The sequence below is a fragment of the Xenorhabdus bharatensis genome (genome assembly GCF_037996705.1).
Classification (GTDB): Bacteria; Pseudomonadota; Gammaproteobacteria; order Enterobacterales; family Enterobacteriaceae; genus Xenorhabdus; species Xenorhabdus bharatensis.
Map to the genome: position 1 here is coordinate 1 of NZ_JBBMXG010000019.1, position 22,410 is coordinate 22,410.

The window sequence follows — 22,410 nt, forward strand, 5'->3', positions numbered from 1 at the left end:
CAACTAACTTGTCCATGGCCTGTTCCTCCCCGGAGTAGTTTTAGGCTTTCACCAAAACTTTGCTCCTGAAACAGGCCTCTCGTCAATTTCTTATCCAGAATTCAGGTTAATTTAGTAAATAACTTGATGACCATAGCTCATCAGAATTTCTTTGACTCTTTCCATCGTCTCTTTTGACGGTGGTTTTACGTCTTCCAGCTTATATTCTTCACCCATAGCAACCCATTTATGTTTACCCAGTTCATGATAGGGAAGTAACTCAATTTTTTCGATGTTCTTCATATCTTTTGTGAACTGACCTAGCATATGGACAGATTCGTCATCATCCGACCATCCGGGAACAACGACATAGCGAACCCACGTTTTTTGATTGCGTTTTGCCAGATAACGGGCGAATTCGAGTGTTCGGTGATTGGAAACGCCAACCAGCTCCCGATGAATATCATCGTTAAGGTGTTTCAGATCCAGCATAACTAAATCAGTATCATCCAGTAGCTCATCAATCACCGGCTCATAGCGGCGGACAAAGCCATTGGTGTCTAAACAGGTATGAATTCCCTCGGCATGGCAAGCCCTGAACCAGTCACGGACGAATTCAGCCTGAAGGATTGCTTCTCCACCAGAAGCTGTCACTCCGCCTCCGGAGGCATTCATAAAATGGCGATAAGTTGTCGCTTCTTTTATAAGTTCTTCGACTGTTACCGCTTTGCCAGTGTGAGTGTCCCATGTATCGCGATTATGGCAATAAAGGCAACGCATCAGGCAACCCTGAAAAAATACAATAAAACGAATACCCGGGCCATCAACGGTTCCGCAGGATTCAAAAGAGTGGATACGGCCAAGTACGGGCATGGGAAGATCTCTCCAAAAACTGACAGGATAATAAAGGCCCCGGTTACAAAGGGGCCTTTAAGTGTATGCTGTTTCATTTCATCAAAATTGTCTTATTAAAACAATGACATTTTTGAGGTAATACGCAGCAGAATGTTTACATTGTCTGGGTAAATGTACGGGTAATAACATCCTGTTGCTGTTCTTTAGTCAGAGAGTTAAAGCGTACAGCATAGCCGGATACACGGATTGTCAATTGAGGATATTTCTCAGGATTTTCCATTGCATCCAGTAACATCTCGCGGTTCATGACGTTAACATTCAGGTGTTGGCCTCCTTCAATATTGCTGGCTTCATGATGGAAATAACCATCCATCAGCGCGGCAAGGTTGGATCTGCGCACGTCATCATTTTTACCTAACGCGTTAGGCACGATGGAGAAGGTATAAGAAATACCATCTTTCGCGTAAGCAAATGGCAGTTTAGCCACTGAAGTCAGTGAAGCAATTGCCCCTTTTTGGTCACGGCCATGCATTGGGTTAGCTCCCGGGCCGAATGGTGCGCCTGCACGACGTCCATCTGGTGTGTTACCGGTTTTTTTACCATAAACAACGTTAGAAGTAATTGTTAACACAGACTGAGTCGGAACTGCATTGCGATAGGTTTGTAACTTCTGAATTTTCTTCATGAAGCGTTCAACCAAATCACAAGCGATATCATCAACACGCGCGTCATTATTACCAAACTGTGGATATTCACCTTCAATTTTGAAATCAACAGCCAGACCGTTTTCGTCACGAATTGGGGTTACTTTTGCATATTTGATCGCGGATAAAGAATCGGCTGCTACAGATAACCCTGCGATACCACATGCCATAGTGCGGTGGACATCACGATCATGAAGTGCCATTAAAGAAGCTTCATAGCTGTATTTATCATGCATATAGTGGATGATATTCAGCGCGGTGACATACTGTTTTGCCAGCCAGTCCATGAAGTGATCCATACGTTCGGTGACGGTGTCATAATCCAGAACGTCATCTTTTATTGGTTCTTCTTTTGGACCAACCTGCATTTTCAGTTTTTCATCCATACCGCCGTTGATGGCATACAGCATGGTTTTTGCCAGGTTTGCGCGAGCACCGAAGAACTGCATTTGTTTACCAACAATCATCGGGCTGACACAACATGCAATAGCATAGTCATCGCTGTTGAAATCAGGGCGCATCAGGTCATCGTTTTCATATTGCAGAGATGAGGTATCAATGGATACTTTTGCTGCATATTTTTTGAAGTGAACAGGTAGTTTTTCAGACCACAGGATGGTTATGTTAGGTTCCGGAGATGGCCCCATGGTGTACAGAGTATTCAGGAAACGGAAACTGTTTTTGGTAACAAGGGTACGGCCATCCAGCCCCATACCTGCGATGGATTCAGTTGCCCAAATTGGGTCGCCGGAGAACAGCTCATCGTATTCTGGTGTACGCAGGAAGCGAACCATACGCAGTTTCATGACCAAATGGTCGATCAGTTCTTGCGCGTCTTGCTCTGTCAGTTTTCCTGCCTGTATATCACGCTCGATGTAGATATCCAGAAAGCTGGATACACGACCGAAAGACATCGCAGCCCCATTTTGGGATTTTACTGCTGCCAGATAAGCGAAATAAGTCCACTGTACTGCTTCTTTGGCATTAGTCGCCGGGGCAGAGATATCGTAGCCATATTTTGCGGCCATCTCTTTAATCTGGCCCAGAGCGCGGTATTGTTCTGAAATTTCTTCACGCAGGCGGATAGTTGCTTCAAGGTCTTCGCCGTTTTCCAGTTTTTCCTGCAATGAAGTGAATTGTGCATATTTTTCATCACGCAGAAAATCAATACCGTACAGAGCGACACGACGATAATCACCGATGATACGACCACGACCGTAAGCATCTGGCAGACCCGTCAATACACCTGATTTACGGCATTTCAGAATATCAGGGGTATAAACATCAAATACACCCTGATTATGAGTTTTACGGTATTCAGTAAAAATTTGTTTCAGTTTCGGATCAAGTTCCCGATCATATGCCTTGCAGGAACCTTCAACCATTTTGATCCCGCCGAATGGGATAATGGCACGTTTCAGAGGTGCTTCAGTTTGCAGGCCAACAATTTGTTCCAGAGTTTTTTCAATATAACCAGCATCATGGGAGGTTATTGTAGACGCAACGTGAGTATCAAAATCAACCGGCGCATGAGTGCGGTTTTCAATTTTGATCCCTTCCATGACTTTTTCCCACAAAATATCTGTCGCTTTTGTGGCACCCGCAAGGAATGATTCATCACCTTCATACGGAGTATAGTTTTTCTGAATAAAGTCACGAACATTGACTTCATTCTGCCAGTTACCCTCGTTAAAGCCTTGCCATGCTACGGAGAATTTTTCATTTAACTCGGACATGATATTTTTACCTTTTAACAGTAGAACTTGTAAAAAATTGGGTGTGGAAGCAAATGCAGATCAACGGCTGCCACGTAAATAAATAAACCAGTAAGTCAACCCAACTAATATCGAACCGCCGATGATGTTACCTATCGTGACAGGGATCAGATTATCAGTAATGAAATTTGAAATTGTCAGTTGGGGAAATTGCTCTGGTGTTGCTCCGACTTTTTCCCAAAACTCAGTTGGAGCGAATTCTTTAATAACAATTCCGAAAGGAATTAAAAACATGTTAGCAATGCTGTGTTCAAAGCCGCTGGCAACGAACATTCCAATTGGTAGAATTAATGCAAATAATTTATCAATAAGGCTGCGGCCTGCGTAGCTCATCCAGACGGCAAGGCATACCATCAGGTTAGCCAGAATACCCAAGCACAAAGCCTCGAAAAAGGTATGGTGCATTTTATGGTCAGCGACTTGTAATACATTCAGCCCCCAGAAACCATTAGCAACGGCATACTGTCCTGACAGCCACATTAAGGTGACAAAGAATAGGGCACCGATCAGATTACCGATATAAACGTGCAGCCAGTTTCGGAACATTTGTGACCAGGTAATACGACCGGTTGCTTTCGAAACAATCGTTAATACTGTGGAAGTGAAGAGGTCGACACCAAATACGACAACCAGCATCAGCCCTAAGGAAAAGCATATCCCACCGGTTAATTTTGCTAACCCATAGGGAATAGAAGAAGTTCCTGTCGTAGCCGTAATATAAAAAACAAATGCAATGGAAATAAATACACCAGCCATAATCGCTGATAAATAAGTCACTGCTGGATTTTTGTTGACTTTATAGACACCACTATCATCAGCAATTTGTGCCATTACAGCAGGTGGAAATAGGTTAAAAGTGTCGTCAGTTTTCATACTAACACTCTCTTTATCTTTGGTTAATTATAGCACGTAATGATAGTAACAAACGGACACTGACATGAATTTGATATGGATCATATTAAATTGAAAGTTTGATGAGATATGACCAGCCAAATAACGTTTTTCTATTCTAACAAATTGATTTTTAAATTAAAAATATTTTTTAAAATTTATAAAAAAATTTTATATAAGGAATTTGGCGTGAAAGAGATGAAAGGTAAAATAACAGGTTAAATTGTCATTTATTTGTTGTTTTAAATAAAATCCAATTTAACCTGATTTTTACTTTTGTTAATTAATAAGCATTAATTTAACAGTTTATATATTTCAGATTATTTACACCAAAAAGTACGTTTAGCTTTTTGTAGTTTTTCATAAGCATTTAATAATGCCTGATGAGCAGGTAATGCTTTTAATTCTGAATCGACAGACCACAGCCCGTGGAAACAATTTTGACCGGTCAGGGCTGAAGAGGCCGCATCGACTGTATCCTGACCATACATTTTGACAAATGCCTGATAATACTGGCTCGGATTACGATCTTCTTCCTGAGTTAACAGCAATAATGTATGTAGGCAACGATAATAATTTGCTCTTTCTGCGGTGAAGACAGAAGCGTTGAAATCTTGTGTCCACTCAACCCAGATCAGAGCTTGCTCCAGATCATTACCCGCAAGCGCCAACATGGATTTCAGTTCACCAATCCTTAAATTGCTCCAGCCATTGTCTTTACCTGAGGCGATACCCAACAATTCGCGAACACGGGTAAAATCATCCAGCCCTTCTTCGTCTATCTGCTCAAGAAACGCCAGATACTCTTCAGGTTGCCATTGGCTATCCGGCAAGGCCAGAATGGTATCGCGCAGGTGAGTGCCCATCGTATTATTAGCAATGTGCAAATCTTCAACCGGATAAATATCCGACATACCCGGCACCAGAATGCGGCAGGCATAAACACCAAGGTGCTCATAGTCCGCAATATAGACTTCGGCACTCAGCGTATTGAAAATGCCCATCAGGGTTGCGAATTCTTCTTCGGTGGTACCACTGAAATTCCAGTCGGCAAATTCGTAATCAGCATCCTGTTTAAACAGATCCCAGCTGATTGCTCCGCTTGAGTCAATGAAATGGGTTTCAAGGTTAGTGTGCTCAGAAACTTCTTCATCATCAAAAGTTGGTGCAGTGAAGACATCCAGATCTTTCAGGCTGCGGCCCTGTAAAAGTTCAGTGACGGTACGCTCCAGTGCAACACCAAATTCAGGATGAGCACCAAAAGAGGCAAAACAGGTACCGTTATTCGGGTTAAACAGAACAACACAGATAACCGGGAACTGACCGCCCAGAGAAGCATCGTAGCAATAAAGCGGGAAGCCTTCTTCCTGTAATTTATTGACTGATGCTACAACACCGGGGTAGCGATCCATAACAGTTTGTGGAATTTCAGGCAGGCTAATACATTCTGCAATAATGCGATTTTTCACATAACGCTCGAATACCTCGGATAGCCCCTGAACACGGGCTTCATTTTTGGTATTACCGGCTGACATGCCATTTGAAACATATAGGTTCCCAACAATATTCATTGGGATATAGATGGTTTCATTATCAGACTGGCGGGTAAAAGGCAGAGCACAGATCCCACGCTCTTCATTACCGGACTGTAAATCAACCAGTTGGCTGGCATAAAGTTCATTAGCAGGATTGTAAAAACGGTGCAGATGTTCGTCCAGAATACCCGCTGGCAGGGAATCATCTTCTGGTAAAGGGAACCACTTTTCGTTCGGATAATGAACAAAATCCCCCTGAGCTACGGCTTTACCAAGATAAAAATCCGCGAAAAAATAGTTAGTTGATAGACGTTCAAAGTATTCACCTAACGCAGAGGCCAATGCCGCCTTTTTACTGGCGCCTTTGCCGTTAGTAAAACAGAGTGGGCAGTCACGATCTCGGATATGCACTGACCAGACATTAGGAACAGGGTTCAACCATGAGGCTTCTTCAATATTGAAACCCAGTGTGCTCAGTTTCTGTTGGAAATTATTAATAGAGTCTTCTAATGCGGCATCTTTGCCTGGAATGTAGGTCTGCGTCATCATGATTCACTTTGATTTCTGTAAAGAGTTACATATCATACGGCGTTTTTTTTGTCTCCTCTATTTAATTCCCAAAAATTATTGTTAATTAGAGTTTATTTATTTCCCCAATACATACTAGAATAGCTTTTTTTACAAGAGGTTGAATGATGAAAAGTATTAAAAAAACAGCAATAGCCAGTTTTCTGGCTTTAGTCAGTGGTTCTGCGTTTGCTCTGCCAAACATTACTGTTCTGGCAACGGGTGGTACAATCGCTGGTGGTGGTGAATCTGCGACTAAATCCAGCTACACTGCGGGTCAAGTTGGTGTTGATTCATTGCTGAATGCTGTTCCTGCTATCAAAAACATTGCTAATCTGAAAGGTGAGCAGGTTGTTAGCATCGGTTCTCAGGACATGAACGATCAGGTTTGGCTGACTCTGGCGAAAAAGATCAATGCAGACTGTGATAAAACTGATGGTTTTGTTATCACCCACGGTACTGATACCATGGAAGAAACTGCTTATTTCCTCGATCTGACTACGCAGTGCCATAAGCCTATCGTAATGGTTGGCGCAATGCGTCCATCAACGGCTCTGGGTGCTGATGGTCCATTGAACCTCTACAATGCTGTTGTTGTAGCGTCAGATAAAGACTCTTCAAACCGTGGTGTTTTACTTGCTATGAATGATTCTGTAATTCATGGACGTGACATCGGCAAACTGAGCACGACTGAAGTTCAGGCTTTCCAGGCCGTGAACGCAGGCCCACAAGGCTTCATTCATAACGGTAAAGTAAACTACTACTCTGCAGCACCAGTGAAAGCAGATAAAGCTGTTTTTGATGTCAGCAAACTGACTGAACTGCCAAAAGTAGGTATTGTGTATAACTATTCTAATGCTTCCGATCTGCCGGTAAAAGCATTTGTAGAGAATGGTTATAAAGGTATTATCAGTGCTGGTGTAGGTAACGGTAACATCTATAAGTCTATTCTGGACTCTTTGTCACAAGCGGCTAAAGATGGTGTTGTTGTTGTTCGTTCTAGCCGTATTCCTTTCGGTTTCACCACTCAGAATGCTGAAGTTAATGACAGCAAATATGGTTTTGTTGCATCAGAACGCCTGAACCCACAGAAAGCTCGCGTTCTTCTGCAATTGGCTCTGACTCAGACTTCTGACACAGCAAAAATTCAGGAAATGTTTTCTAAATATTAATTCCTGAATTAAATATACAGAAAGACGCTTTTAGGCGTCTTTCTATTTTTTAAATCTAAAAAACGATATTACGGCAAAATACTACGCGGTCATAAAAATGGGTGATGGTAAGAAATTGATTTGTTGCCAATAATCAAGATAAAGTTCGAGCAGATGACTATCCATAGGCGTGTACCTAATTGGGGTTTCTTTTAGTGCTGCTTCTGTATTTTTTGCATCATATGGTGGCATATCTTTGTACAACTCTAATCGAGAGAATTCATCGTAGACCTTTTCAGATAACATGGGCAGTAATGGCATTAATGGGTTATCTGTCAGCTCGTCATCTGCTTCCAGTTTTTTCAGCCATTCAGAATAATGCACACCTTCAAGTTGGTAACCATGCTGCTTGAGTAATGCGAAAAATGGGTCTAAATCCATCGACTGTTTACGATCAGGTGATACCAGATGGTAAGCCTTTCCTAACATTTTGTTATTAATAGAAATATTAAGTAAGCTCTGGCTGACATAATCAACAGGAACGAACTCTTCTCTTAGATTGGCTAACAGTGGATAGGCTCCGATTTTGATGCAGCCTTTGATTAATCGGGAAACAAAATCTTTAGGGTTATTAGCGCCTGTCTGAGTGTCACCCATAATGAAACCGGGGCGATATACTGAAAGCGGTATTCCTCTGTCTCTGGCCTGCCATATCATGCGCTCAGCAACCCACTTACTTTGCGAATATCCTGAATCATATTTTAATCCGGTCAGATAAGGTGATATATCATCGTCTTCACATAAGCTGTGCACTGATGAGAAAATCCCAGCGGGACCAAAAATAGAAACCGTAGAGACATAGTGCAAGGGTTTGGCTTTCTTGTTGATCGCAAGGCGTAATATATTCAGTGTTCCCAGAACATTGCCATCGTAATGCATTGAATAGGGTTGAATATAATTAACGTGAGCGGCCAAATGAAAAATAGCATCACATTCAGAAGAAAGTTGCTCATAATTTTGCTGATTCAGATCTAACTGAGGTTTTGTAAGATCACTGGCAATAACCTGTAATCGCGGAAGGAATTCTTCTTGCCATAATCCATATTGATGCAGATTTTCCTTAACTCGTAATAAAGCCGCTTCATCACTGTGGGCACGTACAAGGCAAGTCACCCGATTAACTCCGGTGTGAAGTAAGAGGTCACGCAGGAAAAATGCGCCCAAAAACCCGCTTGCACCAGTGAGCAGGACTCGCCCTGCATCTGGGCTTAACCACGTTTCAGCAGTGTGAGGTAGTGGCTGAATCTCCGGGGGAAGTATGCTGTCTCTGAGCATAGAAGAGTAGAGATCTTCGAGCAGATTTTCATTTTGATTCAGGTTTGCCGCCAGCGTTCTGGGAGTCGGAAAGTCGTACAGGAGCTGGACTAGCAGACGTTTCTGTATATGCTCTCCCAGTTCAAGCATCAGTCTTGAGGCCTGTAATGAGTTTCCTCCCAACTCAAAGAAGTTGCTGTCCAGTGTAATATCATTATTATCTAAAGTTCGTTTCCAAATACTTAAAACAATTGATTCTTCTTTTCTCATTGTTGTATTTGGCTGAGATAATAATTGTTGCTCCTGATTGTTTATATATTCGGTCAGTAAACGGTTTCTATCCATTTTGCCACTTGGAGTAAGAGGCATATGTTCGATAACAGTAAGCCGGGGTAACATATAATCAGGTAAATAACGTTTAATAAACTGAAGCAGCGTGGGTTTTGAAAATACCTCCGGTTCTTTAGGAATGATAAAAGCAATCAGATAAGGTTCTATATTCTCTTTTCTTACTACACATACAGCGGCTGATTGTAATAGTTCACTTTTCAACAACTGAGTTTCAATTTCTTCAATTTCGATACGATGTCCGCGTATTTTTATCTGATTATCTATCCTGCCTGCCAGCATATAAATACCATCAGAACGTTGCCAGCCTAAATCTCCGGTGCGATAGACTTTTTTCAATTGACCATTCTTTTCAACATCCATCATGAGGAAACGCTGAGCGTTAATTTCCGGACGATTCCAATAAGCTCGTGCGACGCCTTCCCCACCAATATATATTTCTCCTATCTGACCGGGGGCGACTGGCTGTTGTTGGTCATTCAAAATATAGATATTAGTATTACTGATTGCCTTGCCTATAGGGATATTTTCTTCTGTTACGTCATCTCTTGTAATTTCATGAGCTATAGCAAAAACAGTACATTCAGTCGGCCCGTAACCATTTATTAAATGTTGCGGAGGGGCTGACTGGAAAACCTGACGCACAGCCTGAGGGTTTATTTTTTCACCACCTGTGGCAAGGTAACGTAAGTGACGAAATGCCTGAGGACGTGTATAGGCAGTTAAGTGGAATAAAGATGTCGTTATCATTAGACAGGTTACGGAAAATTTTTCTAAGGCGATTTCGAACTGATAAGGGTCGATAATTATTTTCCGCGGGATGGCAACAATGGATAAGCCATTTAATAATGCTCCCCAAACTTCTAATAAGGAGAGATCAAATGCGGGATTAGCAATAGCTGCAATCCTATCGTCAGCAGCGAATTCTATATAATTAGGATTGATAGTCAGGCGAAGAATACCATGCGCTTCTATTTCAACCGCTTTAGGGTTACCTGTTGTTCCGGAAGTAAATAAAATATGGGTGCGATGATTCTTTTCTCTGTGAATATTCGGAAAATAGACAATGATTGAATTTTCCAGAACTTCTTGATTAATCATAATAAAATTTGTGGGTAAGATACGATCTTTATATTCCTGAATTGTGAGTGTCAGTTTGACTTGCAAATCTTGCAGCATAAAACATAGCCTGGCATCTGGCAGAGTCGGATCGAGAGGTACGCAGCTTCCTCCTGCCATCAGGATGGCAACCTGGCTAATGATTTGTTCTATTCCGGGTTCCATTAAAATACCAACAGGCGTTTCATGTTTTACGCCAAGGTTATATAAATAGAATGCTAAAGAACGTGCCTGATGAATTAACCCGCGGTAACTGATAGTTTTCCCTTCGGAAATTATTGCGGGATGTTCTGGATGCTCTATCGCTTTTTGAATTAATATATTAATTAAATCAGAGTTATCAGGATAGATTAATTTACTCCAAAAATTATGAGGAGTTTCGTTCATTACTGTGTTAGTCATAATTACACCTTTATTAAAGTGTTGAAAATTGTTTTTATAATGTTGAGAATATAAAGTTATTGTTTTTGTTTTTTTAATGCGTTTTATTTGTGTTGAAATATAGAGCTAAAAAATAAATACCCTATTTAATTCAATAAAATATAAAGTTATTCTTAAGCATCATCAGATTAACGGAGTATGCTTAATTGGTATTTTATTATGTTTGATTTAAATCCGTGTTACATATAATTTGATATCAATGTTCTTATTTAAATAGGGTGGTTTTACATAATCAGAGAAACAATATTTATGAAGAATAGTTAAATGTGTTTTTATTTAATTCCTGAATTTTTGACTATAAACAGTACTATCCGGTAGTTGTTACACTGTAGTTGGTAACAATCTGGTAATAACCATTGCAGAGGCAGGGCGGGAGTGATAAAACCAATGCATCCGATTTTTATTGTATCCGTAATGATAGGGTGGAGTTAATGAGTCAGGTATATAATTTCAGTGCTGGTCCAGCCATGTTACCAGCAGAAGTATTACGCCGTGCAGAGCAGGAACTGTGTAATTGGCATGGACTGGGAACATCCGTTATGGAGATCAGTCATCGCAGTAAAGAGTTTATGTCAGTTGCGGCTGAAGCAGAAAAAGATCTCCGGGATTTATTATCGATACCTGAAAATTACAAAGTGCTGTTCTGCCATGGCGGTGCCCGTGGTCAGTTTTCAGCTCTGCCATTAAATCTACTTGGCGATAAAACGTCAGCAGACTATATCGTTGGCGGTTATTGGGCTGAAAGTGCAGCTAAAGAAGCCGCAAAATATTGCACACCCAATGTTATTAATATTCTTACCGAAACAGATGGCGTTAAAAGTGTGAAGCCAATGAATGAATGGGATTTGAGTAATGATGCGGCCTATGTGCATTATTGCCCTAATGAAACCATTGGTGGTATTGCTATTTTTGAAGAGCCTGATTTTGGTGATGATAAAATTGTCATTGCTGATTACTCTTCAACCATTCTTTCTGCACCAATCGATGTGAGCCGCTACGGGGTTATTTATGCAGGTGCTCAGAAAAACATCGGTCCGGCTGGGATTACTGTCGTTATTATTCGTGAAGATTTATTGGGTAAGGCGCATAAGCACACCCCATCCATTCTGGATTACACCGTGCAGGTGAACAACGATTCTATGTATAACACACCACCAACTTTTGCATGGTATCTCTCCGGTATGGTGTTCAAGTGGCTGAAAGAGCAGGGTGGATTACAAGAAATCAAAAAACGCAATCACGCTAAAGCGGGCTCTCTGTATCACGCGATTGATAACAGTGAGTTGTATATCAACCGTGTTGCGTCACAAAACCGCTCTATTATGAATGTCCCTTTCCAGTTAGCTAACCCTGCTCTTGATGGTAAGTTTTTAGAAGAAGCCTATGCGCATGGTCTGCACGCTTTGAAAGGGCACAAAGTTGCCGGAGGTGCCAGAGCTTCAATTTATAATGCGATGCCTCATGAAGGGGTGCTGGCATTGGTTGAGTTTATGGCTGATTTTGAACGGCGTAATGCATAATGATTTTCTTTATCGGGGGTGAATCCCCCGATATGAATCTTTTCAATCGATAACCAATTAAAAATAAAAAGAATGACCAACCGGAGATCCTGCCGTTTATGCAATCCCTGACGTTACAACCCATCTCTCACATTCATGGAACTATTAACTTACCCGGCTCTAAAAGCGTGTCCAATCGTGCGCTGTTACTCGCTGCTCTTGCTCAGGGTACAACACACCTGACCAATTTATTGGATAGTGATGATATTCGCCATATGCTCAATGCGTTAACAGCACTGGGTATTTCTTATCGGTTATCTGAAGATCGTACCGCCTGTGAGGTTGATGGGGTTGGTGGAGTCATCACCGATAAAAACGGGCTGGAACTGTTTCTGGGAAATGCAGGAACAGCGATGCGCCCACTAGCTGCGGCATTGTGTCTCGGAAATAATGACATAGTGTTAACCGGTGAACCACGGATGAAAGAGCGTCCGATTGGTCATTTAGTGGAGGCGTTATGTCAGGCCGGGGCGAAAATTGACTACCTTGAGCAGGAAAATTATCCACCAGTGCGGATCAGCGGTGGTTTCTCAGGTGGGAAAGTCACTGTCGATGGCAGTGTTTCCAGTCAATTCCTGACGGCGTTACTGATGGCTGCTCCCTTGGCATTGAATGATAGCGAAATTTATATCAAAGGAGATTTGGTTTCCAAACCTTACATTGATATTACGTTGGCATTAATGAACAGTTTCGGTGTAACCGTAGAAAACGATCACTATCAGGTGTTTCGGATCAAAGGGCAACAGAAGTATCAGTCTCCCGGGCACTATCTGGTTGAAGGTGATGCTTCTTCCGCATCTTATTTTCTTGCTGCCGCAGCAATTAAAGGCGGTACCGTGCGTGTTACAGGTATTGGTAAAAACAGTTTGCAGGGTGATACAAAATTTGCCGATGTTCTGGAAAAGATGGGCGCGATCATACGTAAGGGTGATGATTTCGTAGAATGTGAACGTGGCACACTGACGGGTATCGATATGGATATGAATGCCATTCCTGATGCAGCCATGACTATCGCAACAACGGCACTGTTTGCTAAAGGTGAAACAGCCATCCGCAATATCTATAACTGGCGGGTAAAAGAGACTGATCGTCTTAATGCGATGGCAACAGAACTGCGTAAAGTGGGAGCCGAAGTAGAAGAAGGCCATGATTATATTCGTATTATTCCACCAGCAAAACTGAACCATGCTGAAATTGAAACCTATAATGATCACCGGGTAGCAATGTGTTTTTCACTAGTGGCCCTTTCGGATACGCCTGTGACGATCCTTGATCCCGGCTGTACAGCTAAGACATTCCCCGACTATTTTAAGCAACTTAACGCTATCAGTGATACTCACAGTAAAAATTGTTGATTAATGATGATGTATTTATTCCACTCATTCTCCGAGTAGGTATAATAAGCTCATATTTCTGCTGCTCACTTATTGAGCAGTGTTCTGCATTAGGTGAATGACCTGTTTTCTGTATAGGAAAATGCTCCGTGTAGAAAAGAGAGGACGAGCGCCATGCAAAGCAAAAAGGAGGAGAATGAATGACGATAATAGCCCCGGTAATAACCGTTGATGGTCCGAGTGGTGCAGGCAAAGGAACTCTATGTCAGGCACTGGCTGAAGCATTGAATTGGCAATTACTTGACTCAGGAGCCATTTATCGCGTGCTGGCACTGGCCGCTATTCACCATCAGGTGGATATCAAGTCTGAAGACGCACTGGTTCCTCTGGCTGCAAATCTGGATGTTCGCTTTGTCCCTGCAAACGGCAGGCTCAGGGTTATTCTCGAAGGTGAAGATGTCAGCAATGAAATCCGCACTGAAGCGGTGGGTAATACCGCTTCACAGACAGCAACATTTCCTCGGGTACGTGAAGCATTGCTTCGTCGGCAGCGGGCATTTCGCCTTCTCCCGGGGCTGATTGCTGACGGACGTGATATGGGAACGGTTGTTTTTCCTGACGCACCCGTGAAAATTTTTCTTGACGCAAGTGCAGAAGAACGTGCCCGCAGGCGCATGTTACAGTTGCAGGAAAGTGGTTTTAGTGTTAACTTTGAAAGCCTTTTGTCCGAAATACAGGAGCGGGATTTCCGCGATCGTAATCGGGCAGTTGCGCCGTTAGTGCCTGCACAGGATGCCTTGATACTGGATTCAACCAGTATGTCTATCGAAGAAGTTATTGATAAGGCACTAAATTATGCGAGAAATACATTAGCATTAACCGCTTAATCTGCTTATTTTCGCGTATAATGCTATTGCAACGGCACATCAAGACGATGTATATAGAATTCTGGTATGTGAGTAGTGAAATATGCTGGCATACTAAAACACCTTGTAACAGGGAATAGTTGCGAGGTATGTAAAACAACCCCATTCGGCCGGATGCTAGATGGACGTTAATTTAAAACCTTGAAGATCATTAAAATGACAGAATCTTTTGCTCAACTCTTTGAAGAATCCCTACAGACTATCGAAACTCGTCCAGGTGCAATCGTACGTGGTGTTGTAGTTGCTATCGATAAAGACGTTGTATTGGTCGACGCAGGTCTGAAATCAGAATCTGCGATTCCTGTAGAGCAATTCAAAAACGCTCAGGGCGAGCTGGAAATCCAGGTTGGCGATGAAATCGACGTAGCTCTGGATGCGGTAGAAGATGGTTTCGGTGAGACTATCCTGTCCCGTGAAAAAGCGAAACGTCATGAAGCATGGCTGATGCTGGAAAAAGCATACGAAGAAGCTGAAACTGTTACTGGTATTATCAACGGTAAAGTAAAAGGCGGCTTCACTGTAGAACTGAACGGTATCCGTGCGTTCCTGCCGGGTTCACTGGTTGACGTTCGTCCAGTTCGCGACACTGCTCACCTTGAAGGCAAAGAGCTTGAGTTCAAAGTCATCAAGCTGGATCAGAAACGCAATAACGTAGTTGTTTCTCGTCGTGCTGTAATCGAATCTGAAAACAGTGCAGAACGTGATCAGCTGCTGGAAAACCTGCAAGAAGGCATGGAAGTTAAAGGTATCGTTAAGAACCTGACTGACTACGGTGCATTCGTTGATCTGGGCGGCGTTGATGGCCTGCTGCACATTACTGATATGGCTTGGAAACGTGTTAAACACCCAAGCGAAATCGTCAATGTGGGCGATGAAATCACAGTTAAAGTACTGAAGTTCGACCGTGAGCGTACTCGCGTATCTCTGGGTCTGAAACAACTGGGTGAAGATCCATGGGTAGCAATCGCTAAGCGTTACCCAGAAAGTACTCGACTGACTGGTCGCGTAACTAATCTGACTGACTACGGCTGCTTCGTTGAAATCGAAGAAGGCGTTGAAGGTCTGGTACACGTTTCAGAAATGGACTGGACTAACAAAAACATCCACCCATCCAAAGTTGTTAACGTTGGTGATGTTGTGGAAGTTATGGTTCTGGATATCGATGAAGAACGTCGTCGTATCTCCCTGGGTCTGAAACAGTGTAAATCCAACCCTTGGCAGCAATTTGCTGAAACTCACAACAAAAATGATCGTGTTGAAGGTAAAATCAAGTCAATCACTGACTTCGGTATCTTCATCGGTCTGGACGGCGGCATCGACGGTCTGGTTCACCTGTCTGACATCTCCTGGAACGTTGCAGGCGAAGAAGCAGTTCGTGAATACAAGAAAGGCGACGAAATTGCTGCTGTAGTTCTGCAAGTAGATGCAGAGCGTGAGCGTATCTCTCTGGGCATCAAGCAACTGGCAGAAGACCCATTCAATAACTACCTGTCTGTAAACAAGAAAGGTGCTATTGTTAACGGTAAAGTAACTGCTGTTGACGCAAAAGGTGCTACAGTTGAATTAGCTGACGGTGTTGAAGGTTACCTGCGTGCATCAGAAGCTTCTCGTGACCGCGTTGAAGATGCAACTCAAGTTCTGAACGTTGGCGATGCAGTTGAAGCTAAATACGTTGGTGTTGATCGTAAAAACCGCGTAATCAACCTGTCTGTTCGTGCGAAAGACGAAGCTGATGAAAAAGACGCTATCGCTTCTGTGAACAAGCAAGAAGACGCAAACTTTGCTAACAACGCAATGGCTGAAGCTTTCAAAGCAGCTAAAGGCGAATAATCTAAGTCAATAACGGCGGGTAATATTTTCGGTTACGATAATATTACCCGAACACGGTAGTTTAGGGAGGTACCATGACCAAGTCTGAATTAATTGAAAGACTTGCTGAGCAACAATCTCATATGCCGGCTAAAGCCGTTGAAGATGCAGTGAAAGAAATGCTTGATCATATGGCAGAAACACTGGCCTCCGGTGAACGTATTGAAGTTCGCGGATTCGGCAGCTTTTCTCTTCACTACCGAGCTCCGCGTGTGGGTCGTAATCCAAAAACAGGTGATAAAGTGGAACTGGACGGTAAATACGTTCCTCACTTCAAACCAGGTAAGGAATTACGCGACCGCGTGAATATCTATAGCGACAGCTAAGATAGAAGTTATTACTTAATTGCTACGGCACCTTAGGGTGCCGTTCTTTTTATTATTTTTTATTTTTGCGATTATTCTCTCATCTTCTTAATGTATGTTCTTTCATTTGAAATTAACTTGCGAAGTGTTTCCAAAATAAACTTTATCTGACTGGCAGTATTGCATACCATCGAATAGTCTTTTCCGCATAAATGGAATTTAAATGCAGGGATAGATACGGATGCAGCAGGCTCTTCAGTTTCTTTTTTCTCCACTTTTTTCTATCTGGAGAAAACCAATATCTATTATTAGCCTAAATCAAGCAGCTATAGCCGTTGTATTGGGAATTCTCCCTCTTTTATTACTGCCTGAATTACCTCAACCACGAGGAATGTTTCTCTTATCCGTAGCAGCAATTGTTTTATGGCTGATTGCTTATAAATTAGGTCGGCTGATTTCGTTGATAATATGGGCATTACTTTGGGGGTGTTGGAATGGTCAGCAAATTCTGGATCAAATAACCTATTTTAGCGATGCGACAAGATCAGCAATTATTATGGTTGACAGCGTAGCATTAAATGAAACAGATAAAGATGAGAAACCACGTTATAGGGTTAGGTTAATTGAAAGTGAGGGAAAATATATTTTTCCTGCTTTATATGCCTCAGTGTTATGGGATCCTTCAGCACTGCAACATTCCCCAACACCACTTTGTGCAGGCCAAAAATGGTTGGTCACAATGAAACTCAGAGCTGTTCATACTCAATTAAATCAAGGAAGTTATGATAGCCAGCGTTATGCGCTATCAATCCGCCAACCGCTTAATGGAAAAATTATTCAAGCAAATTTATTGGATGACACTTGTAGTGTAAGGCAGCGGTTAATCTATAAACTGACCCCGGAAATACGTTTGCTGAAACATTCGGGTATTGCTCTTGCACTTACATTTGGTGAAAGAGGATGGTTGGAGAAACAAACTCGTTTATTGTTACAACAAACGGGAATCGCACATCTGATGGCGATTTCAGGGTTACATGTTGCGATAGCAAGTTTATTTGGTTGGGCTTTTGCCAGAGGAATTCAGTTCTTGCTTCCTGCGCAGTGGGTCGGATTCCATTTTCCACTTATTGTGGGATGGCTAACTGCAATGTTATATGGGTGGCTTTCTGGTTGGGGGCTTCCGGCTATCCGGGCAATGTTAGGGCTGACAGTCTGGATTTATTTACGATGCAGGGGGCATTTTTGCTTTTCATGGCAGTGGGTTTTATGGAGTGCTGCGTTGATTTTGCTTTTTGATCCACTGGCAATCCTCTCTGACAGCTTTTGGCTTTCATTCTTTGCCGTTATGGCACTGTTATTCTGGTTTCATTGGGTGCCTTTGCCAGAAAGGATCCGTTATGGGTGGCGTTGGGTCTGGTTACGTGGATTACATATGCAATCGGGAATGATGCTTATGTTAATGCCGCTGCAACTCTTGCTATTTCAGGGAATTAATATTGCTTCATTAATTGCGAATTTATGGGCTGTCCCGATAATCTCATTTCTGACAGTACCATTGATCATGTTGATATTGTTCAGTGTATTATTACCTTTTAGTCAGTTTCTTCAGCCATTTTTCTGGCAATTGATTGATTACACTATTTCGTTTGCTTTAATGCCTTTGCCTGCATTTGTTCATTCATGGACTGAAACAGGCCATATTCCTTTTTTTATTACTTTTGCCGGCTGGATGTCCGTTGTTATCTGGCGTTTTGGCTGGTGGAAATCATATATAGGGCTGTTATGTGCTTTTGCCGGAATGACGTTCTATTATTTTAAGCGTGAAGATGAATACCTATGGCGCTTTTCCATGCTGGATGTTGGTCATGGTTTGGCTATTGTTATCGATAAAGGCGGAAAGGCGATTTTATTCGATACAGGAAACCGCTGGGAGACGGGGAGTATAGCGGAAAAAGTTATTCAGCCTTACTTACGTTGGCACCAACTAACGCCTGAACAAATTATCCTGAGCCATGATCATCTGGATCATACGGGGGGAATGGAGTACTTATATGAAAAAAATCCAGATATTCATATTCGCAGCCCTTCCAGTAAATCAGACCATCTGCCCTGTGTTCGTGGCGAGCAATGGGAATGGCAAGGGTTAACTTTTCGGGCTATCTGGCCACCGGAAAAAGCAAAAAATGTGGGTAATAACCAATCTTGTGTTATCCGCATTGATGATGGCAAGTATAGTTTATTATTAACAGGTGATTTGGAGAAACAAGGCGAATATCAATTGATTGGGCTTGAAAAGGAAAATCTTCATTCAACTGTGTTACAGGTTCCCCATCATGGGAGCAATACTTCATCGACAGCGGCATTTATACGTAGAATCAGTCCTGAATATGCCTTAACTTCAGTAGCCCGCTACAGCCCTTGGAAACTTCCTTCAATGAAAGTCAAAGGCCGTTATAAAAATGCAGGAATTCAATGGAATAGCACAGCAGTTTCAGGCCAGATCACGGGTTATATTTATCATGATCACATTAAATTAAAAAGATACAGACAACAGTTAATGTCACGGTGGTATCATCAGTGGTTTGGTATTCGCGGTGATCATGAGTAGAATAAGCCGCTATTTCTTTTGGTTTTGGTAACTCAATAATGAATGATAAAGACCTTTCTACCTGGCAGACCTTTCGCCGACTATGGCCGATCATCACACCATTTAAGGCCGGATTGTTAGTTGCGGCGGTTGCGCTAGTTATAAATGCTGCCGGTGATACATTAATGCTTTCTTTGTTAAAGCCTTTACTTGATGAAGGGTTTGGCAAGGCAGACATGAGTGTATTGAAATGGATGCCACTGGTGGTTATTGGGCTGATGCTTATGCGTGGCATATCTGGGTTTGTATCAAGTTATTGTATCTCCTGGGTTTCCGGTAAAGTTGTGATGCAGATGCGCCGTCGTTTATTCAACCATATGATGGGCATGCCAGTCTCCTTTTTTGACCAGCAATCTACGGGGACGCTACTTTCCCGTATTACCTATGATTCAGAGCAGGTTGCATCTTCTTCCTCTGGTGCGCTGGTGACCGTTGTCAGGGAAGGGGCATCAATTATCGGCCTTTTTGCACTGATGTTTTATTACAGTTGGGAACTGTCTTTGATCCTGATTGTGATTGCTCCGATTGTAGCGGGCGTTATTCGTCTGGTTTCTGTACGTTTTCGTCGTATCAGTAAAAATATGCAAAACAGTATGGGAATGGTGACAACCAGTGCAGAACAAATGCTGAAAGGCCACAAAGAGGTTTTAATCTTTGGCGGTCAGAAAGTTGAAACACAGCGCTTTAATAAAGTCAGTAATCATATGCGTCAACAGGGAATGAAAATGGTTTCCGCTGATTCTGTTTCAGATCCTATTATTCAGCTTATCGCTTCATTTGCTCTGGCATTTATCCTGTATGCTGCCAGCTTTCCTGAAATTATGGGCGCACTGACTGCGGGTAAAATTACAGTTGTATTCTCATCCATGATTGCTTTAATGCGTCCGCTGAAATCACTGACTAATGTTAATGCACAATTCCAGCGTGGTATGGCAGCCTGCCAGACGTTATTTACTATTCTGGATATGGAGCAGGAGAAAGACGACGGAAAGCGGGACATTAAAAAAGCGAAAGGTGATCTTGAATTCCGTGATGTGACTTTCTGTTACCCAACCAAAGATAATCCTGCGCTGAAAAATATTTCTATGGCAATTCCGGCAGGTAAAACTATTGCTTTGGTCGGGCGTTCTGGTTCGGGCAAATCAACAATTGCCAACCTCCTGACCCGTTTTTATGACGTCAGTGAAGGGAGTATTTCACTGGATGGTCATGACTTACGTGAGTATACACTGTCTTCTTTACGTAATCAGATAGCGCTGGTATCGCAAAATGTACATTTGTTCAATGATACCGTGGCTAACAACATTGCTTATGCCAGTGAAGGTCAGTTTAGTCGTGAAGAAATTGAGCGTGCAGCGGAAATGGCTTACGCAATGGACTTTATCAAGAAACTGGATAACGGCCTGGATACGATGATTGGTGAGAATGGCGTCCTGCTTTCTGGCGGGCAGCGCCAGCGTATTGCCATTGCCCGCGCTTTACTGCGCGATTCTCCTATTTTGATTTTGGATGAGGCGACTTCGGCACTGGATACGGAATCTGAACGTGCGATTCAGGCAGCACTGGATGAATTGCAGAAAAACAGAACTTCTCTGGTCATTGCACATCGCCTTTCTACTATTGAAAGTGCTGATGAAATTATTGTTATTGAAGATGGCAATATTATCGAAAGAGGCAACCATTCCGTTCTGTTGGAGAAAAATGGCGCATATGCTCAGCTACACCGAATGCAGTTTGGCCTATGATTGAGCGCATTTGGTCGGGCCGTTCATGGCTCTATATCCTGTTATTACCACTATCAGCCCTTTATGGGCTGATGAGTGGCCTGCGTAAGCTGGGTTACAAGTCAGGATTATTCCGTTCATGGAAAGCCTCCGTTCCTGTTGTTGTCGTGGGCAATTTAACGGCCGGAGGCAATGGTAAAACACCGGTAGTTATCTGGCTGGTGGAACATTTACAGCAGAAAGGTTATCGGGTAGGTGTTGTTTCCCGTGGTTATGGTGGGAAATCTGAACATTACCCTTTGCTGGTAACGGATGAGGTGACGACTGGGCAAGCGGGAGATGAGCCGGTTTTAATTCATCGCCGCACAGGTGTCGCAGTTGCAGTTGCACCAAAACGCATTGATGCAGTCAAAAAACTATTGGCACATTCTTCCCTTGATATTGTTATCACCGATGATGGTCTTCAACATTATGCTTTGCAGCGTGATTATGAAATCGTTGTGATTGATGGTGCTCGCCGTTTTGGTAATGGTTATTGGTTACCGGCAGGGCCGATGCGGGAGCTTTCAGGGCGCTTAAATACCGTAAATACCATTATCGTTAACGGTGGAACAGCAGAAATCGGCGAATTACCGATGACGTTAAAAGGAGAAATTGCTGTTAATCTCCTGACCGGAGAAAAGCGGAAAGTCAGTGGTATTCCGAATGCAGTTGCAATGGCGGGAATTGGTCATCCACCTCGTTTTTTTGCTGCATTGCAGCAATTAGGTGTGGATTTACAGGCGACACATGCATTTGCTGATCATCAGGCTTATGAAAAGGCACAATTGTTGGCTTTAACCAACACTGAGCAGAGTCTAGTGATGACAGAAAAAGATGCGGTTAAATGTGCCCGATTTGCGCAGGATAATTGGTGGTATTTACCCGTATCAGCTTATTTGCCGGAAGTTCAAGGGGAAAAATTGCTGGATGAAATTTGCACCTTAATCCCTGAGCCAACGAATGGTAGAACATAGCGGCAGTTATTTCCCGACCTTGTGTTTATTATTACATGAAGCTCAGAATCTTGCCGGTAACGCTGTAACGTTAGGCAAATATTAAATAAAACAACAGAGTTAACGGTGATACATCGCTTGTGGTATTCTGAGCCACATTAAACTTCAAAAACCCGTCATTTGGGGGATGTATGGATCACCGTTTACTCGAAATCATCGCTTGTCCGGTATGTCATGGCAAACTCAGTTACGATAAAGAAAACTTTGAGCTGATTTGCAAAATTGACCGTCTCGCTTTTCCTTTCCGTGATGGTATTCCTGTGCTGCTCGAGCATGAAGCACGTGCTTTGCCAACCGAGGAAAAGAAATAAC

15 protein-coding genes are annotated in these 22,410 nt (G+C 42.6%); 10 read left to right on the plus strand and 5 right to left on the minus strand.

All coding sequences use genetic code 11. The features are described from left to right. Window positions 1-111: 111 nt before the first annotated feature. From pflA to ycaO, 4 genes are all read right to left on the minus strand, one after another. Complete coding sequence (pflA, locus tag AAC855_RS16440) at window positions 112-852, minus strand: pyruvate formate lyase 1-activating protein (RefSeq protein ID WP_340611021.1); 741 nt, start codon at window positions 850-852, stop codon at window positions 112-114. 136 nt (window positions 853-988) lie between these two features. Continuing rightward, on the minus strand, window positions 989-3,274 hold the full coding sequence (gene pflB, locus AAC855_RS16445) for a formate C-acetyltransferase (protein WP_340611022.1): 2,286 nt from the start codon (window positions 3,272-3,274) through the stop codon (window positions 989-991). A 60-nt stretch (window positions 3,275-3,334) separates the two neighbouring features. After that, window positions 3,335-4,186, minus strand: a complete 852-nt coding sequence (gene focA, locus AAC855_RS16450) for a formate transporter FocA (RefSeq protein ID WP_340611024.1) — start codon at window positions 4,184-4,186, stop codon at window positions 3,335-3,337. 338 nt (window positions 4,187-4,524) lie between these two features. Then, window positions 4,525-6,285 carry a 30S ribosomal protein S12 methylthiotransferase accessory factor YcaO gene (gene ycaO / locus AAC855_RS16455; RefSeq protein ID WP_340611147.1) on the minus strand — a complete coding sequence of 587 codons (1,761 nt, stop codon included), beginning with the start codon at window positions 6,283-6,285 and terminating at the stop codon, window positions 4,525-4,527. A gap of 149 nt (window positions 6,286-6,434) precedes the next feature. Here ycaO and ansB point away from each other — a divergent pair, with 149 nt between their 5' ends. Beyond that, window positions 6,435-7,478 (plus strand): L-asparaginase 2, encoded by a 1,044-nt coding sequence (gene ansB, locus AAC855_RS16460; protein WP_340611149.1) that lies wholly within the window; start codon window positions 6,435-6,437, stop codon window positions 7,476-7,478. 81 nt (window positions 7,479-7,559) lie between these two features. Here ansB and AAC855_RS16465 read toward each other — a convergent pair whose 3' ends face one another. Next, window positions 7,560-10,640 carry an amino acid adenylation domain-containing protein gene (locus AAC855_RS16465; RefSeq protein ID WP_340611026.1) on the minus strand — a complete coding sequence of 1,027 codons (3,081 nt, stop codon included), beginning with the start codon at window positions 10,638-10,640 and terminating at the stop codon, window positions 7,560-7,562. Window positions 10,641-11,110: 470 nt separating this feature from the next. Here AAC855_RS16465 and serC point away from each other — a divergent pair, with 470 nt between their 5' ends. From serC to AAC855_RS16510, 9 genes are all read left to right on the plus strand, one after another. Next, window positions 11,111-12,199 (plus strand): 3-phosphoserine/phosphohydroxythreonine transaminase, encoded by a 1,089-nt coding sequence (gene serC, locus AAC855_RS16470; protein WP_340611029.1) that lies wholly within the window; start codon window positions 11,111-11,113, stop codon window positions 12,197-12,199. Window positions 12,200-12,297: 98 nt separating this feature from the next. Next, window positions 12,298-13,593, plus strand: coding sequence for a 3-phosphoshikimate 1-carboxyvinyltransferase (gene aroA, locus AAC855_RS16475; protein WP_340611031.1), 1,296 nt, complete (start codon window positions 12,298-12,300; stop codon window positions 13,591-13,593). A 179-nt stretch (window positions 13,594-13,772) separates the two neighbouring features. Further along, complete coding sequence (cmk, locus tag AAC855_RS16480; RefSeq protein ID WP_340611033.1) at window positions 13,773-14,459, plus strand: (d)CMP kinase; 687 nt, start codon at window positions 13,773-13,775, stop codon at window positions 14,457-14,459. A gap of 195 nt (window positions 14,460-14,654) precedes the next feature. After that, window positions 14,655-16,328, plus strand: a complete 1,674-nt coding sequence (gene rpsA, locus AAC855_RS16485; RefSeq protein ID WP_099110699.1) for a 30S ribosomal protein S1 — start codon at window positions 14,655-14,657, stop codon at window positions 16,326-16,328. Between the two features lie 74 nt (window positions 16,329-16,402). After that, entirely contained in the window at window positions 16,403-16,693 is a 291-nt protein-coding gene (ihfB, locus tag AAC855_RS16490; RefSeq protein WP_086953639.1) for an integration host factor subunit beta, read from the plus strand. 220 nt (window positions 16,694-16,913) lie between these two features. Beyond that, window positions 16,914-19,280, plus strand: coding sequence for a ComEC family protein (locus tag AAC855_RS16495; protein WP_340611034.1), 2,367 nt, complete (start codon window positions 16,914-16,916; stop codon window positions 19,278-19,280). Between the two features lie 35 nt (window positions 19,281-19,315). After that, entirely contained in the window at window positions 19,316-21,064 is a 1,749-nt protein-coding gene (gene msbA, locus AAC855_RS16500) for a lipid A ABC transporter ATP-binding protein/permease MsbA (protein ID WP_340611151.1), read from the plus strand. Then, a complete protein-coding gene (gene lpxK / locus AAC855_RS16505; RefSeq protein ID WP_340611036.1) occupies window positions 21,061-22,059 on the plus strand; it encodes a tetraacyldisaccharide 4'-kinase in 999 nt (332 codons plus the stop codon). Before msbA ends, lpxK begins: the two co-directional genes overlap by 4 nt. Window positions 22,060-22,229: 170 nt before the next feature. Then, window positions 22,230-22,409, plus strand: coding sequence for a Trm112 family protein (locus AAC855_RS16510; RefSeq protein WP_099110703.1), 180 nt, complete (start codon window positions 22,230-22,232; stop codon window positions 22,407-22,409). Window position 22,410: the final 1 nt, after the last annotated feature.